Raw genomic sequence first — 16,208 nt, 5'->3', positions numbered from 1 at the left:
TTAAATAAATGGGACCCCTTTTGATTCGAAATTTTCTGTACAATATTCGTTTGTATTTTAACTTCAAATGGTTAAAAGTTCAAATCATTGTTCGTTTTTTATTTGTTATATCTTTTAGCTATACCAATTGATGCATTTTATCAGTTACACTATACCTCTTTAGTCATGGTAGGATACATACAATAAAACAAATTGTTGGGCTTTCTAAGGGTGTTTAGAAGTAACTTAAAATACAAGAATTTCAGGAGGAATCTCATGCGCGTTGTTCAAACTTCTCAGGTCATTGCTGAAAGTACGTTTAATAAGTTTCATTTGCTCGTGTTTCTATGGTGTTTTTATGCCATTGCGTTTGACGGTTTTGATATTGCACTTTATGGAATAGGTTTACCGCTTATGATGGAGGATTACGGACTAAGCGTCGTGGAAGCAGGAGCAATCGGCAGCTATACGCTTGTTGGTATGATGCTCGGCTCTTTCCTACTCGGTTCTCTTGCAGACGTAATTGGTCGAAAAAAAATTCTAGCGATTTGCATGGCTATATTCAGCATTTTTTCTCTTTTAGCAGGGCTTGCACCAAACCCGCTTACCTTTACCATTATGAGGTTTATCGCAGCGCTAGGAATGGGCGGACTAATGCCCGCTGTCATTGCAGTGATGACCGAATACTCTCCTAAGAAAAATCGCGCTCTCACCGTTGCTACGATGTACTGCGGCTACTCAATTGGAGCAATACTAGCTTCTCTTATAGGGATGTATTTAATGGAAAACTTAGGTTGGCGTTTTTTATATTGGCTAGGAGTTATTCCACTGCTCACCTTGCCTTTATTTTTAAAACAGTTTCCAGAGTCGCTATCGTTTCACATTCTGCGAAACCAAGGTGACAAGATTGCGGATATTCTTAATAAAGTTAATCCGAAAGGAAATTACCAAGCAACCGATGATTTTGAATACGAGATCGTGAAGGAAAAAGCAAAAGGGGTTCCTGTTAAAAAGTTGTTTTCTGACAAGCGAGGTATTAGCACAGTATCCTTTTGGCTTATTGTCTCTAGCTGCCTCCTTATGATTTACGGTTTAAACACATGGCTACCTAAAATTATGCAAGGTGCCGGTTATGGTATTACGTCAAGCCTGTCCTTTAGTCTTGTTTTAGGAGTAGGCCAAATCGGAGGCTCTTTATTAGGCGGATATTTCGTTGATCGCATCGGTCATCGAAAAGTTCTTTTATACATGTTTTTACTAGGTTCACTTTGTTTTATCTCGCTAAGCGTCACAGCTCATCAGCTTTTATTATACGTTTTAATTGCGATTAGCGGTGCGTGCACAGCTGGAACTCAAAACTTAGTAAACCCTTATGTTTCAGGGTTCTACCCACCAGAAATTCGCACCACTGGATTAAGTGTAACAGTAGGAATCGGTCGAGTAGGTTCTATTTTGGCTCCTGTGATTATTGGTTTCTTATTAACAACCAACTTAGCTCCTCAGCAAGCATTCATGGCTTTTGCCGTTCCTAGTATCATCGGTTGTATCGCTCTTTTATTTGTTCAAGAGCGCCATGGACATACAGAAGAAAGAACAACAGCACCCGTGCATTTTAAAGCATCAAAGATTTCAAGCTAAATAGCGTATAGTAAGAAGCGAAGGAAAAGCGCGAAGGTTAAGGCTCACGGTACGTCTATTGGAGTGACAGTAGAGATGGTTCCTTATCTTAAACCGATAAAATAAGAAAAAACGAGATCACGTAAAATGATCTCGTTTTTTCTATTTATCTTGTACCTTATCATTATTAAACATTCAGCGTATTTTTTTCAGATTCAATTAATACTTTATTTTGCCCTAAGAAAATTGCGAGAATGACAATAAAAACCCCTGTGCCAATCAAGAGCCATTCCACACTAATCCAGTCTGCGAGAGGTCCAAAAACCAACATTCCCAGCGGCATCATAGACGTAGAAATCATGCCCATCACCCCGAATACGCGTCCTAAATAATCTTCTTCTACCTTTTCCTGCAATAATACGGTAGCTGGCGTATTAAAGATAGGCATAGCCACCCCGAATAGCCCCATAAACCCTAAATACAGCCAAAAAATAGGAACTAAACCAAGAGCTAACGTACAGACACCCATAATTACGCTAGCTAATCCTAACGTTTTAATCCGGTTTTGAAAGCCTCCCCAAGCTGCAATGACTCCTCCACCTATCATCATTCCAACTGAAAATGCAATTTCAATTGCCGTCAATCGCCACACGTCATCGCCAAAGCTTCGCGTCACTTGAAGCGGGGTTAAAAATGCAGCTGGCGCCATTAGTACAAAGAAAACGGCAAAGAATAAGAAAAATTGCTTTAAGAAAGCATGATTATTCACGTAGCGAATTCCTTGTTTAAAATCACTGAAATAGCTTACTTCCTGTTTCCCCACAGCTTTTTTATGCACAGAAACTTTCACGAAGGTAAGCAGTGTCACAATGGCAAGTGCTGCTGTAACGACGTCAATGAAAAAAATAATCTCAAGCGACACTGTAGCAAGTAAAGCAGCGCTAACCATCGGCGATATAAACATAATGATTGCCTGGATACTTCCGTTTGCTCCGTTTACTTTTGTCAGCTTATCTTTTGGCACAATTTGTGGCAAGATGGCCCCAACAGCAGGTGTTTGAATCCCTGCTCCAAACGCACGGACTGCTGCCATCACAAAAAGAAGCCAAATGCTATCAAATCCCATTAAAAAAAGGATTGCTAGAACAAGCGTTGCAGTGGCAATTAATCCATCCGCGAGCATAATGAGAACTTTTCGATTGTAGCGATCCGCCCAAACTCCAGCAACGGGCGATAAAATAAAGGTCGGAATAAATCCACAGATAATGTACAACGTCATCATGAAGCCCGATTGCGTGGTTAACGTAATGTGCCACATGATAGCGTATTGCACGAGGGACGATCCAAACAGTGAAATCGTTTGGCTACTGAGAAAAAGAATAATATTCTTTAACCAGTTCTCTTGTAAATGACTTTCTGCACTATTCATATTTAACAGCTCATTTCTATTCAATTTTTATCTCATTTACTTACTAACTCCGTCCATGCACTCCTATTTTGAGACAACAAAAAAGAGAGGAATATTCTCCTCTCTTCTTAAAATAACCGTAAAATATAGGGTTTTCTTAAAAATAGACAGACCAATTCCGTTGCTCTGAGCGCAGGCAGAGCTTCCAAGTATTCAATTAGCGAATGAACATTGGTAAACGTAATCTCATTGATGCTGTCAACAGAAAAACCCCCATTTCTTATTAGATACTATCATCATAGCAAAAAGGCCCTTTTGATACAATTATCTTTTTTCTTGAAATTAACAACTCTCTTCTCCTGCCATTAAAAATTAGTATGCACTAAGTGAGCATTTCATTCATTAAAAAGAGCAAACAGTTACAGTTTAAACTTCTACCGACTAAACAAGAAGGATTGCTCACGGATAATAGTTACTTTCTATGTGTCTGAAACATCCTCATCACTTTGATACTCTAGAATATCACCTGGCTGACAGTCTAAAGCTTTACATATGGCTTCTAATGTTGAGAACCTGACCGCCTTTGCTTTCCCATTTTTCAAGATAGAAAGATTCGCCATTGTAATCCCTACCTTCTCTGACAGTTCAGTTACGCTCATTTTTCGCTTGGCTAACATCACATCGATATTAATAATAATAGCCATATTCTTCACCTCAAATTGTTAAGTCATTTTCTGATTTGATATCAATTGCTTCTTTTAAAATTCTTTGAAGAACCGCGGCGAATACAGAGATAACGATGGAAGCAAAGGGAACAATTAAGCCAACCAAAATGACTCCAGGAGCATCATCTTTTTCCGCAAAGAGATAGAAAAACGGCAACACAAGCAGATGTAACGTACTAACCATAATGGCACAATGCTTAATTTTCTTTAGAGCTTCTACAGATAACTCCGAGAAAGCCTTGCTTTTGTCAATGTAGCGTAAAAGCTTGAAAGCTTGATATAAAGCAAAGTAAAAAGGTATGGCTGAAGCATAAAACGCAACGGAAACAAAATATTTCATATACGCAAATTCAGGAAGCAATTTTCCAGTAACATCCGCCAGCTCTGGAACTAAAAATACACATAGAGCTAGAACCGGTATTCCAATAAAGATTACAGCCACCTTTAAGAACAGCGTTGATAATCCTTGTTTCATATAAAGCACCTCACTTAATTTATTATTTACAATATGATAGTAACTCAACATTTATCGTTTTTCAATAAATATTTTATTTTATTCATGATTTTATTATTGTTAAATCATAAAAGGCTTTTGTTCATTCATCTGCTTTTTTCCTATGCTAATAAAAATAAGCAGCCCATATTTGTATAATATGGGCTGCTTTTCATACTATTTTATATACCATTGCTACATTTCGCCTAATGAACTTTCTTCAACTCTTGAAACCATCACCTTGTCTACACGAAACTGATCCATATCAACCACTTCCAATAACAAATCCCCTACGCGAACTTCATCTTTTACTTTAGGAATTTCTCCCTTTTGGCTGGTGATAAAACCACCAAGGGTATGAAAATTTTTATTGCTCGTTAGGTTTTCGACGCCTTCAAGGTCGAAATACCTCACAAATGTGTCGATTGGAATCAGCCCGTCTGCAAGCCAAGAATTTTCGTTACGCTGGACAATTTGAAGCTCTGTTTCGTGCTCTTCTGGCATCTCACCAATAATATGTTCAAATACATCGTGAAGAGTAACTAATCCTTCCACCCCTCCATATTCATCGATTACAATCGCTTCGTGGTGTGCAGATTTCTTCAACATCTCCATCGCTTGAAAAGCTTTCATTGATTCAGGAAGAATGATTGTTTGACGTATACATTCCGTTAAGTCAAAGTGTTCATCAGACACTAGCTTTGCAAACATGTCTTTCGCATGAACAATTCCTTTAAAATCATCAAGCGTTCCCTCTCCTACAGGAAACCTAGAATATGAATTTTCTTTCATAATCCTAATGTTTTCCTCTAATGGATCTTCTAAATCAAGCCATACGAGCTGAGGGCGTGGTGTTAAAATATCGCCTAATCGCTTATCTCCTAAGTAAAAGATTTGTTCCACAAGATCTTGTTCAATGGATTCAACAACTCCGCTATACACGCCTTGTTCAATGAGCTGAGTAATTTCTTCTTCCGTTACATCTGGCTCATCATTTGGCTTTACTCTCAGCACTTTTAATACAAACTCTGTTGATTTACTTAAGATAAAGATAAGAGGTTTACCAATTTTTGAGAAGTAATACATTGGCTTTGCCACAATCGATGCCGTTTTTTCTGGATTGTTTAATCCAATTCGCTTTGGGACCAGTTCCCCAATAATTAACGACAAGTATGTAGACAGACCTACCACAATGATAAAGCTTAACTGATAGCTAAACGCAGACAAAGCATCAATTCGTTCTACATAGCCTGACAGCTGCCCAGCAATTGTGGCTCCACCAAATGCGCCCGTTATTACACCAATTAACGTAATTCCAATTTGAATGGTTGATAATAGCTGGTTTGGATCCTCAGCAAGCTTTAATGCATATGCAGCTCTGCGGTCACCTTGTTCTTTTAATTTTTCAAGTCGATTCTTTTTAGACGTTACAATTGCAATTTCGGTCATCGCAAAGAGTCCATTTGCGACAATAAGGATTAAAACAATAACAATCGAAACCCAAATACTATTCAAGAGGTTTTCACCGGCCTTTAACGTAATAATATACAGTTAACTTACCCGCTTGAACAATAAGTAATACCATTATTTTTCATTGATGGTAAAATCAATATAAATTAATTTTAAAGGAGCTTCTATGCGCTGGTTTACGTTTTTAGGACTTTTTATTTTAAGTTGGTTCGTTTATTTCGTACAGGATCTCGTACTTGAAGATTATCTTAAAGGTTCCATTTCGCTAACTCTTATCGTCGCTATTATCATTAAAGTAATTATCTTTTTCCTAGTATTTAATTTGGCGAGCAAGCTGTTTGACAAGTACCAAAAGAAAACGAGTACTAAGGTGTTGTTAATAGTTACTGCTTTTTTTATCGTTTTTGTTATTATAGCTACAGCAGATAACTTATGGTACGAGTATTATGGCGATTGGTTGATCAAATAAAAAAGCGTGAAGGTTTATGCTAGACCTTCACGCTTTTTTATGGTGTAATCAATTGAAAGAAACGGAATTCCAAAAATCCACATTTTATGACTAGCTTTGATTTGATGTAAGCCTGTCTCCGGCCATACTGTAAAATGCTCATTTATTGGTAAGCGAATTGTAAACCACTTTGTTACGTAGTAAATCCCTTCATCACCTTTATCACCTGACTGTTTTAGACTAGTTAAAATAAAGCCTCTTTCTCTCTGCTTATCCTGTGGATTTTCAAAGCGCAGCACGCCGGTCATTTGGCCAGACGGTAGAGGAAGCGCAATATTTAAGTACTTTTTCTCCTGATATTCATGGGATGAATACGCAGCGACAAAAACAGCTTTATTCGTTTCTCTTGATGTTCGAATCCAAGCTCGAACTTTCTGCCTTCCATCTTGCTTACTGCTAATTCCAACAATTCTGCTATCCACAACTAGCTCTTCCGTTTCATGATTAAGCGGTAGGTTAATTTGCTCAATACTTGAGCTAAATTGCTTATAGATTCTGGATAGAAAACCCAATCCTTTATGCCAATATGTTTTAGAATGAAGCTCATATTCAAGCGTTTGTTCATAAAAATGTCGAACAGTAGGATGAACAGACTGAGCATCGAAACCTCTTTGCTGAAATTCACCTAAGTTATCTACTAGCCCTTCATAGTGGTTATGCTTTCTATCTTTTGATTCGTACTGCTGAAAGAAATCAGCGCCAATTTTCCACCTTCCAAAAAGATTGCTAGTAGGCATTGCGTATGGGTTGAATACCATACTTGGACGAATAAAAGACCAGCCGATGACCCCTAGAAAGACAAATCCAAATGCATTTCCAATCCCATGAAGCGACACCATATTTGGAATTGAAATGAGCTCGACGTGTAGTACGCGTGATAAGCCATAATACCCTGCCAGTAGCATGGTCAGCAAAAGTGTCCCCGATGATAAGACAAGAAAAACATACGCAATTGTGCTTTTGGTTAAGGTTCGTATCCTTACTACTGTAAAATAAGCATATATCCACAGACAAATGACAAACACTACAACAAACACGAATTCAATCAATCGAGAAAACGTAATGCCAACCGCAATACCCATCGAGCTTACCATAATACCAATTGCTGCTATGTGATACATAACTGGTAGTTTCTCACCTCGTTGCCTCAGTAACCTTCCAAAAAAACCCATAAAGATTGGCGTAATCAGAGCCGAAAAGTGAAAGTGGATAGCGGTCAATAGCGTAATTGTTGGGCCAAATGACATCACGTCGATGCCAAATCGAAACGTTGAAAACCATGCTCCTCCAAGCAGGAGATACATTAACCCAATATCAATACTTACTTCTTCAATTAAATAAAGGCCTCTTGCCAAAAGCCTTGATGCACCATATAAAAACACCATTGCTGTCCATATTAACCAACCAAGCGATAATAACCCTGCTGTTATTCCTGTGGAAAAAAAGAATGACAAACAAGCTAACAGGGCGGCTATTGGATATAGATATACGCTGAATATGTACGTTTTAAACATATCGCCATTGCGATTTCTTGTTTCAATAACGTTTAAGATAAGCGGTACAATGACGAGCATGGCAAATAGTAAAAGCCGCTCAATTTGATTAACCTCAATAGCTAGAAAGAAACTTAGCCACATAATAAATCCGATAAGTGCTTGTATGGATGTGCACTTTCTCATAACTCAGCTTTCCTCCTAAACCGCTGTTACTACTGCTTCACGCCTTGGTTTTGCGTAGGCGGGAGGATCTTCACAAGTCACGTACTCAATCGTGAACGTTCCTTTATAGCCAAATACTGTGCCAAAGCTTCCGTTCGTTACTTCCACATGAATGTGAAAGCACTCGTTTTCTTCGTCATACCACTCAATTGCTTCCGCTGTACCTGAAAAAACGGCCGGTATCTTTAGATTTAAACCTTTTTTCGAAAACGTAAGCGGTCCTGAAAGTAAACGAATCCCGCCGTTTTCCAACACGGAAATATCAATATCCGTGACAAAGTCTTGGTCGATACCTAGATAATCTACAATTCCTTTCTTCTTCGAACTATAGATCATTGTGGCATCAAAATTGCGTACTGTGTCAAATTGAAATTTCCGAATCCAAGCCATGCACTCCTGACCTTGTGCGTTTCGATACGCGTAATTCTCTAACGTAAATGGGATATTTCTCCCTCTTTCTGAAAATGTAATGTTCTTCTGTGCACCTAGATGAAGAAAAGGTTTCATATAAACTTTTCCGCCCCATATTTCTTCCATCACTCCAGTACAGATAATAGATGTTCTAGCCTCGCTCGTTAAGCCAAATTTCTTCTGAAGTTCTGGATGAAGCCGACTGTAATCTTCTCCAAGTGCTCGTTCATAAATTGAAATCATTGTTTTCCCCTTTTTGTCGTTCGTTTCCTTTTGCAACTTGACGCGCTTGGTAAATCGCGTAAGTTCAAAAGCGCCATTGCTGAGTAGCCAATCATTGCAAGCGTTAAGGTGGCTGGATTGAAAGGTGCTGCAAAGATACTACCTCCACTCATTACTGCGCCAACACCTAAGCTAATTAACGCGACAATATTTATCAAATGAAGCCATTTGCTTCGGCTAAATATTAAAAAAAGCAAGCCGAAGGTAATTTGTCCAGCTCCTAGTCCGTATAAAAAAAGTTCTTCTTTTCCTTGAAGTAAACCTGTTCCTTTTAATAACGCCAGCTCGCCTGCTTCTTGATATAAAACTTTAGGAACAAGCCCTTGGTAAATCCAGATAAAAGCAAGGATACCACTTAAAATGATTTGAAACAGGGTTTTCATTATCGAAATGCGCGGTGGAATTTCCTTTTCAATCCATAACCGTAGACAGTCAAAACTCCAAGCTGTCGCCCAACCCATCAGAGGTTTAAAGAGGACATCTAGCACTCGGTCAAAAAAACTAAAGCGGGTCTTATAGTCATACTGCGTTAAAAACTGGATGCCTCGATCAGTTCTTATATACTTCCAGTAGCCACTACCTTCTTTAATTAGCGAAATTGGGTGGTCTGCCCAAAATTTTAGTGAGGAAATGCGCTCGTCATCTTTTTCAATCGTTTTTACGCTCTCTCCCGTTCCTTTTACGCTAATTCCAACCCCAATATTCGTTTGGTACAGAAACTGCTGAGGCGCTTCTTCTTTTTCTTTCGGTAAATATTCAATATTTGAAAATCGCAAATCCCACTGCTGGTGTAGCTCAGGTTTTTGCGTATATTCCCAAAGCTTCTCCATTTCACAATCAATTACTATTTCCACATAAATTGGCTTTGATTTCGCCATACAATGCTCCTCTTTTTAATAAATTGTCTTATTTAGTAGTTCAGTATGTTCATAGAAAGTCCTTTTTGATAAAACTAGAAAAAGAAGAGTAACTACTACTCTTCTAAATTTATTTATGTAAGGAGTAACAAAATGCCTTTTATCAATAACGATGTTAAATTAATTCAAACTCTGCTCCTTTTGGATAAAGCGCTACGTATTCATCGCTGTCATCATCTAAATAGGCAATCTTTGCGCCTTCAAGCACGTTGTTCTTTTCAAGATCTTGGATAATAGTTTGAGTGGCTTTCTCGGGATCAATCACATAGTTTACAATATTCGCTGTGCCACTTCCAATGTCTCCACCATCGCAGAAGCCATTACCTGTCCACCCTAAGCATTCATTCATTAAATCCTCAATGTGATGTCTCTTATCAAGTACTTCTTCCATTTCCCCATCTTCATAGCTATACTGTACAACCAGCTCGATAAGCTCATCTTCATCTATGTAATCATAGCCTTCATCAACTTTTGCTTCTGCGAGAGCTTCCATTATTTTTTCAGCGTTATGAAGTCGTGATAGCTTTTTTTCTTGCATCTCACCTACATCTCCAACTTGTCCAAAATGAATCAATAAAGACTTCTCATCTTCCCAAACTTCCCAATAAAGCAGCTCATCGTTTACTTCTTTCAGCATCTTGATCAAGACCCTTACCCCCTATATGACTTTTGTTAAGTAAATTATACTATTTATTTTGAAAAATTTTTTACTATTTTTTGACTACAAACTAAAATAGTCACTGTCATTTCATAAAAATATGTGGTTTTTAAATGACATTGCTTTACACAAACCGAACATCAATTAGTTCACTTAATCTCATTTTACGCTTTATTCCTAATGCATCGTCAATAAAAACAAAAATGGCCCTCAATGAATCGACAAACTGAATGAATCCTGTTTCCGTTATATAATGCCCTTGCTTGTAGTATGTAAGATAAACTTTTCGATTTGCATGTAATGCTTCAATTAAAGTAAAGTTCATGTGCTCTATTTGATCTTCGGCTAAAACTGGCTGTGAAACTTCTAATTGTTTATTAATTATGTTTTGTATACCTATATATTGCTCTGGCATTGTTGCAAATGGTCGCCATTTTTTCATTCCTCTATTTTGCATAAAATCCCCTCTTTCTTATCATGCTTTATGCCCCCCAATGAGGCCATTTCGATAGTGAGCTGTTGAGTGATCGAGATGGCTTGAAGCTCGTAGAATACTGTTCTTTCCGTAGCGTAGCCGAATATCATCAACCGTTTTGGAAAGCGCGTAGGCTCTTTCACGCTGATCACTATCTTCAAATAAGCTCATTTGCTCTTCTCTTTGAATGCTTGTTTTTGATAGCGAAATACCAATCGATCGAATAGGCATTCCACTATCAAATGTATGTAAGATTGTTAAACAATATGGAAAGATATCTTGGGTCAAGTTTGACGCCCGCATCATTTTCTTTTGCTTGGAAAATCCTCCTTTTTGCTTACTGTAGCCAATGGATAAATGAACAGTTTGAGCCACCACTTGGTGCATACGCAATCGAAAACAGACGTCATCTAACAGCTCCAATAGCAAAAGTTCCACTTCTTTTCGACTTGTATAGTCTTGAAATAAAATTTGACTCTTTCCAAAAGAACGAGAGCTTGGAACATACACGTCAGAAATACGGCTAAAATCAATTCCGTTAGCATGTTGGTGAAGCTCTTCTCCCATAACACCAAACTCTTTTTTCAACATCTCTTTGGAAGAAAGCGCAAGCTCTTTTATAGTCGTAATGCCTAAACGGTGTAATCGTTTTTCCGTAGCCGATGAAATCCCCCAGAAGTTTTTCAATGGATGAATTGACCATAGTTTAATAGGAATGTCCTCATAGCGCCAATAGGCAACGCCCGATGAGCTGTTCTTCGCTTCATGGTCCAAGCTGATTTTAGCTAATAAGAGGTTGGGGCCTATTCCTGCAGTGGCTGTTAGCCTCGTCTTTTGGTAGATTTCATCACGTATTCGATGGGCTAATTCTTCAGGAGTTTTGGCAAATAAATGTAGAGAAGCTGTCACATCAATAAACAATTCATCAATGCTGTATGCATGAAAATCTTCAGGCGCTACATACTGTAGTACCAAGCTTGAAATATAGTTAGAAGCCTTGATATAGCGCTTCATAGATGGGTTCACCACATAAACGTCTTTTCTTTTAGGAATGTCAAACAGCCGACTGCCGGTTTTGATTCCTTCTTTCTTTAACAAGGGTGTGGCTGCTAAAACAACCGAGCCAGGCCGCTTCGTGTCTCCCACAACAGCAAGTTTTACTTTCAGTGGATTCAATCCCCTAATCACGCAAGAAACCGATGCAAAAAATGCCTTCATATCAATACAAATAATGACTCTGTTCGGTAACTGACCATAATCCATGAAAATAACTCCTCAAAAGAAATTAAAGAACACTTGTTCTTATTATATAAGAACAAGTGTTCTTTAATCAATGAATTTTTTTGAACTATCTCAAACGGAAATGAAGCTGATTTCAGACTTAACAAAGCCGGATGGCAGAATTAACTCTACTCTTTTTACTATTTTCTATGTATTATCCTTCTTTAAATCCACCACACTTGGGGCAAGTTTAATCTCTTTATACTCCTAGACTTACCCTTTCCTTTCTCCCTATACTTATTAGACACAGAAACATTGCTTTTGGCTTGTTTTTTAAAATAAAAGAGACAAATGATAAAAAACCCTAAATTCTTTCTCTAACTCAAAGAATTTAGGGTTAAATAAATATTGTTTAAACCTTTAATAGACCTCGAAAGCCCCTGGCAGAATAGTAAGAATCCGCTCCGTTATGGTAGACAAAGACTGTGTCATAGCGACGATCACAAAAGATAGCTCCACCACGCTTTCTAATAGGGTCTGGTGTTTGTACCCAACTCGATGTTTTATTATCGAAGCTTCCAAACTCCTGTAGATATCGATATTGTTCTTCCGTTAAAAGGTCAACTCCCATATCCGTAGCCATATCAATAGCCGTATTTTCAGGCTTGTGCTTCTTTCTTGATTCCAGCGCTTCACGATCGTAACAAACGCTTCGACGTCCTTTTGGACTTTCTACTGCGCAATCATAGAACGTGTATACATCCGTTTCTGTATCATAATCAATCACATCTGGCTCGCCGCCAGTTCGCTCCATTTCATGAAGGGACCAGAGCTTTTCAGGATTTGTTTTGAGCTTTGCTTCTACTTCGCTCCATTCAAGCTCTGGATGACGATTTATATTTTTTTCAAAACGTTCTCTCAATACTGTAATAATTTCTTCACTCTGTTCAGGTGACAACTGCTTTTCGTTATTTGTCATATTAAAGCCTCCTTGGCAACTCTCGAAATAGCTTCATAAAAAAATAAAGGTAAAGACGAACATATTTATTATACTAGCTTATTTTTCTAACCAGTAAGAAGGTTTCCTTCCCAAATATTATTTTTTCACAAATGCATTTACTGTTTACTTCTTCTCTGCCACACTACAACTGGAATCAATAACAACGAAAGCATCCCCCCAACTAGTGATAACGTGGGAAAGCTTGAACCTGCTACAATCACTCCTGATAAAGCTCCACCTGCAGCTCCTGATAAGGCAATGGAAACATCAACCGTTCCCTGCACTTTCGCTCGTGTAGAGATGCTCGTAGAGTCCACAATTAGTGCCGTACCGCTTATTAAGCCAAAATTCCACCCTAATCCAAGTAAAACAAGGGCAAGGACTAATAGAACCATGGATTCTCCTGGTGCTAGTGCTGCGATTAATCCAGCCAACAGCAAGGTAGCTCCAGAAGCAATCGCCATCGGAACGCGTCCAAGCTTATCGACAAGGATTCCAGTAAACAGTGACGGAAGGTACATAGCACCAATATGAAAGCCAATTACTAATCCAACAGCTCCTAAGTCGTGGCCGTGGTGAGTCATATGAACAGGTGTCATCGTCATGATGGCAACCATCACGATTTGAGTAATGACCATAATTGTGGCACCAATTACAATTCCTCTTTTATCTTCTTTAATCTCTGCTGAAACCGTAGCCTCCTTTTTATCATGTTGCTTCATCATTTCTATTTCTCTTGCTATGACTAATGGCTCTGGACGAAGAAAGATAAAAAGGAAGATTCCAGCTAAAAGATAAGCTGCAGCTCCTAACATGAACGGACCTGTAAGAGATGGAAACCCGATTGACTGGGCAAATTCTCCCGTCACGCCTACTAAGTTAGGACCCGCTACGGCACCGAATGTCGTAAACACCATTGTCGTACTAATCGCTGTGGCTCGCTGCTTGCTGTTGGCTAAGTCTGTGCCCGCATAGCGAGCCTGCAGATTTGTAGCTGTGCCTGCTCCGTATATTAGCAACGAAGCAAATAACAGTACAATACTGTTTAGAATAGCTGCCAATATGACCCCAACTGCACCGATACCACCAAAGAAAAAGCCAGTTGATAGACCAATACGCCGTCCATATCGTTGTGAAAGTCTGCCCACTAGCAGCGCTGCTCCGGCTGATCCAAAAGTTAATAACGCAGAAGGAACTCCTGCATAAGCTTCTGTTCCTAGCATCTGCTGGGCAATAAGTGCACCAACCGTTACTCCTGCAGCGAGCCCTGCACCGCCAAGTATTTGTGAAATACTAACAATGAATAAAATCCGCTTGTAGAGCATTTGTTGCTTTTCTGGTGAGACCACGTAGCTATGTACCTCTTTTGCAGTGCTTATGTTTGTCATAAACTAACTGAACCACCCCTCAAAAAATATGATTACTTACATAAAAAACAGATAATTACTATTTCTATGATACTATATCTTTACAAAATAAAAGCAGCTCATTTACTACTAAAAAATAATCAACGGAGGTATTTTAGTGGAATTCTCAAAATCTGAATTAGTTGAAGCAAAACGTCAAATTGATTCAACTTTACATAAGCTCAGAGAAACCGTCAAAACGCTAGAAGCAAAAGAAATTCCCAGCAGATATAAATCGCAAATCACTTTAGCTAGGCGACGTATAGATGCATTTGAAATTTCTGTATTCCTTATTGCAAGAGAACTAATGGAACTTGATGAGGAAAGTTAAAGAGACAAAAAAACCCAAAAATCGCACATAACCACGCGAGGTTTGGGTCTTTAGTACATTCTTATTTATGCATACTTTTCAACTTCAATGTCGTCACAGACTCAACGTGAGCCGTATGAGGGAACATATCGACTGGCTGTACGTTTTTTACTTTGTAGTACTTTGAAAGAATTTGGACGTCTTTTGCAAGAGTCGATGGGTTACAAGATACGTACACAACTTTCTTCGGCTTCACTTGTAAAATTGCTTTTAAAAGCTTTTCGTCACAGCCCGTACGCGGTGGATCCACAACAATAACATCCGGCTTCCAGCCTTCACTTACCCATTTTGGTAACCATTGTTCAGCTGGCCCTGTTACATATGTTGCATTTTCAAAGCCGTGATCTTTCGCATTTTTACGCGCATCCACAATTGATTCTTCAATGGTATCCATTCCGCGGATTTCTTTGGCGTCATCCGCTAGCCATAAACCAATCGTTCCAACACCACAGTAAGCATCAACGATTTTTTCTTCTCCTGTTAGCGCCGCTGCTTTTTTCACTTCGTCATAAAGCTTAACGGTTTGCTGAGGATTTAATTGGAAGAAAGCGCGAGCTGATAGTTCAAATGAGATATCTCCTAGCGTTTCTTGAATGACTGGCTTGCCTGCTAGCGTAAACGTTTCATCACCAAAGATTAGCGATGTTTTTTGACCGTTTACGTTTTGAACAACAGATTTCACTTCCGGTAGACAACGTTTGATTTCCTCTAGTAGTAAGTCTTTACGCGGAATATCTTTTTGTGCCGTAATTAAAACAAGCTGCACTTCACCTGTTTCAAATCCAACGCGCGTCACAATTGTACGAACAACCCCACCGCGCTTTTTCTCGTCGTACACAGGAATTTTTAAATCTTGTAAAATACGCTTCATTTCTTTTGTCACGTGATTTGTCGCGCGATGTTGAATCGGACAGTTTTCAATGTCAATTAAGCGGTGTGAATTGATTCCATATAGGCCGGCAATGACTTTTTGCTTGTCCATTCCAACCTGAAACTGTGACTTGTTTCGGTAACGCCACGGATCTTCCATACCAATTGTTGATTTGATTTTTGACTCAACGTTTTTCAATGAGCTATGACGTTCAAAGGCTTGTGAGACAATGTCACGCTTTGAATCAAGCTGGCCTTCATACGACAAGTGCTGAAGCTGGCAGCCTCCACACTGCTCATAGATGGGACAGGGCGGGTTAACGCGCTGTGGTGATTTTTTACGAATACGCTTAATACGACCTTCCGCAAAGTTACGCTGTACGTTCGTTGCTTCAACAACTACTTCTTCATCTGGCAACGCACCAGGAACAAAGACAACTTGGCGTTTGAAGTACCCTACTCCTTCACCGTTAATACCAAGACGCTTAATAGTAAGCGGAAAGGTTTGTCCTTTTTGAACCTTCATTTCTTGTTTAGGTTTATTCATTCTAACAACTCCGATTATAGTTTCTGTTTCTATTTATGCACGGTTTTACCTTTTCATAAAACCGATGATGTTTTTCTTAAAAAAGAACCAAGGCATATTATAACACTTTCACGACAAAAAAACCGACAAGGAT

16 protein-coding genes are annotated in these 16,208 nt (G+C 38.8%); 3 read left to right on the top strand and 13 right to left on the bottom strand.

Features of this window, described 5'->3' with window-relative positions:
* The first annotated feature begins 255 nt into the window (after positions 1 to 255).
* Positions 256 to 1,617, top strand: coding sequence for an MFS transporter (locus LZP85_RS00655; RefSeq protein ID WP_234561922.1), 1,362 nt, complete (start codon positions 256 to 258; stop codon positions 1,615 to 1,617).
* Positions 1,618 to 1,783: 166 nt separating this feature from the next.
* Here the strand turns inward: LZP85_RS00655 and LZP85_RS00650 are convergent, their stop codons facing one another.
* The 4 genes from LZP85_RS00650 to LZP85_RS00635 all read right to left on the bottom strand — a co-directional run bounded on the left by LZP85_RS00650 (position 1,784) and on the right by LZP85_RS00635 (position 5,737).
* Positions 1,784 to 3,025: an MFS transporter gene (locus LZP85_RS00650; RefSeq protein ID WP_206833649.1), complete on the bottom strand. Its 1,242-nt coding sequence runs from the start codon at positions 3,023 to 3,025 to the stop codon at positions 1,784 to 1,786.
* A 458-nt stretch (positions 3,026 to 3,483) separates the two neighbouring features.
* Positions 3,484 to 3,708, bottom strand: coding sequence for a helix-turn-helix domain-containing protein (locus LZP85_RS00645; protein ID WP_138117430.1), 225 nt, complete (start codon positions 3,706 to 3,708; stop codon positions 3,484 to 3,486).
* Between the two features lie 10 nt (positions 3,709 to 3,718).
* Positions 3,719 to 4,204 carry a DUF2975 domain-containing protein gene (locus LZP85_RS00640; RefSeq protein ID WP_206782846.1) on the bottom strand — a complete coding sequence of 162 codons (486 nt, stop codon included), beginning with the start codon at positions 4,202 to 4,204 and terminating at the stop codon, positions 3,719 to 3,721.
* A gap of 213 nt (positions 4,205 to 4,417) precedes the next feature.
* Positions 4,418 to 5,737: a hemolysin family protein gene (locus tag LZP85_RS00635; RefSeq protein ID WP_206782845.1), complete on the bottom strand. Its 1,320-nt coding sequence runs from the start codon at positions 5,735 to 5,737 to the stop codon at positions 4,418 to 4,420.
* A gap of 121 nt (positions 5,738 to 5,858) precedes the next feature.
* Between LZP85_RS00635 and LZP85_RS00630 the strand changes: the two genes are divergently transcribed.
* Complete coding sequence (locus LZP85_RS00630) at positions 5,859 to 6,161, top strand: hypothetical protein (protein ID WP_206782844.1); 303 nt, start codon at positions 5,859 to 5,861, stop codon at positions 6,159 to 6,161.
* Positions 6,162 to 6,175: 14 nt separating this feature from the next.
* Here the strand turns inward: LZP85_RS00630 and LZP85_RS00625 are convergent, their stop codons facing one another.
* The 8 genes from LZP85_RS00625 to LZP85_RS00590 all read right to left on the bottom strand — a co-directional run bounded on the left by LZP85_RS00625 (position 6,176) and on the right by LZP85_RS00590 (position 14,270).
* Entirely contained in the window at positions 6,176 to 7,879 is a 1,704-nt protein-coding gene (locus tag LZP85_RS00625) for a YndJ family protein (protein WP_206782843.1), read from the bottom strand.
* Positions 7,880 to 7,894: 15 nt separating this feature from the next.
* Positions 7,895 to 8,572 carry a DUF4166 domain-containing protein gene (locus LZP85_RS00620; protein ID WP_206782842.1) on the bottom strand — a complete coding sequence of 226 codons (678 nt, stop codon included), beginning with the start codon at positions 8,570 to 8,572 and terminating at the stop codon, positions 7,895 to 7,897.
* Positions 8,569 to 9,489 carry a DoxX-like family protein gene (locus tag LZP85_RS00615; protein WP_206833648.1) on the bottom strand — a complete coding sequence of 307 codons (921 nt, stop codon included), beginning with the start codon at positions 9,487 to 9,489 and terminating at the stop codon, positions 8,569 to 8,571. The genes LZP85_RS00620 and LZP85_RS00615 overlap by 4 nt, the downstream gene beginning before the upstream one ends.
* Positions 9,490 to 9,643: 154 nt before the next feature.
* Positions 9,644 to 10,165, bottom strand: a complete 522-nt coding sequence (locus LZP85_RS00610; RefSeq protein ID WP_318246977.1) for a WGR domain-containing protein — start codon at positions 10,163 to 10,165, stop codon at positions 9,644 to 9,646.
* A gap of 145 nt (positions 10,166 to 10,310) precedes the next feature.
* The gene (locus tag LZP85_RS00605; protein ID WP_206833646.1) at positions 10,311 to 10,643 is read right to left on the bottom strand and encodes a YolD-like family protein; all 333 of its coding nucleotides are present in this window, start codon (positions 10,641 to 10,643) and stop codon (positions 10,311 to 10,313) included.
* Between the two features lie 18 nt (positions 10,644 to 10,661).
* Positions 10,662 to 11,924, bottom strand: coding sequence for a Y-family DNA polymerase (locus tag LZP85_RS00600; RefSeq protein WP_234561920.1), 1,263 nt, complete (start codon positions 11,922 to 11,924; stop codon positions 10,662 to 10,664).
* 370 nt (positions 11,925 to 12,294) lie between these two features.
* On the bottom strand, positions 12,295 to 12,861 hold the full coding sequence (locus LZP85_RS00595) for a DUF4256 domain-containing protein (protein WP_119542730.1): 567 nt from the start codon (positions 12,859 to 12,861) through the stop codon (positions 12,295 to 12,297).
* Positions 12,862 to 12,998: 137 nt separating this feature from the next.
* A complete protein-coding gene (locus LZP85_RS00590) occupies positions 12,999 to 14,270 on the bottom strand; it encodes an MFS transporter (RefSeq protein ID WP_234561918.1) in 1,272 nt (423 codons plus the stop codon).
* A gap of 136 nt (positions 14,271 to 14,406) precedes the next feature.
* On the opposite strand from LZP85_RS00590, the gene LZP85_RS00585 reads away from it, so the two are divergent.
* Positions 14,407 to 14,619, top strand: a complete 213-nt coding sequence (locus tag LZP85_RS00585; protein WP_061785529.1) for a hypothetical protein — start codon at positions 14,407 to 14,409, stop codon at positions 14,617 to 14,619.
* Positions 14,620 to 14,680: 61 nt separating this feature from the next.
* Here the strand turns inward: LZP85_RS00585 and rlmD are convergent, their stop codons facing one another.
* A complete protein-coding gene (rlmD, locus tag LZP85_RS00580; protein WP_076512869.1) occupies positions 14,681 to 16,075 on the bottom strand; it encodes a 23S rRNA (uracil(1939)-C(5))-methyltransferase RlmD in 1,395 nt (464 codons plus the stop codon).
* Between the last annotated feature and the right edge of the window lie 133 nt (positions 16,076 to 16,208).

Origin of the sequence: Priestia flexa (genome assembly GCF_021441905.1) — a bacterium.
GTDB lineage: Bacteria > Bacillota > Bacilli > Bacillales > Bacillaceae_H > Priestia > Priestia flexa.
This window is presented reverse-complemented; position numbering and strand designations above follow the sequence as displayed.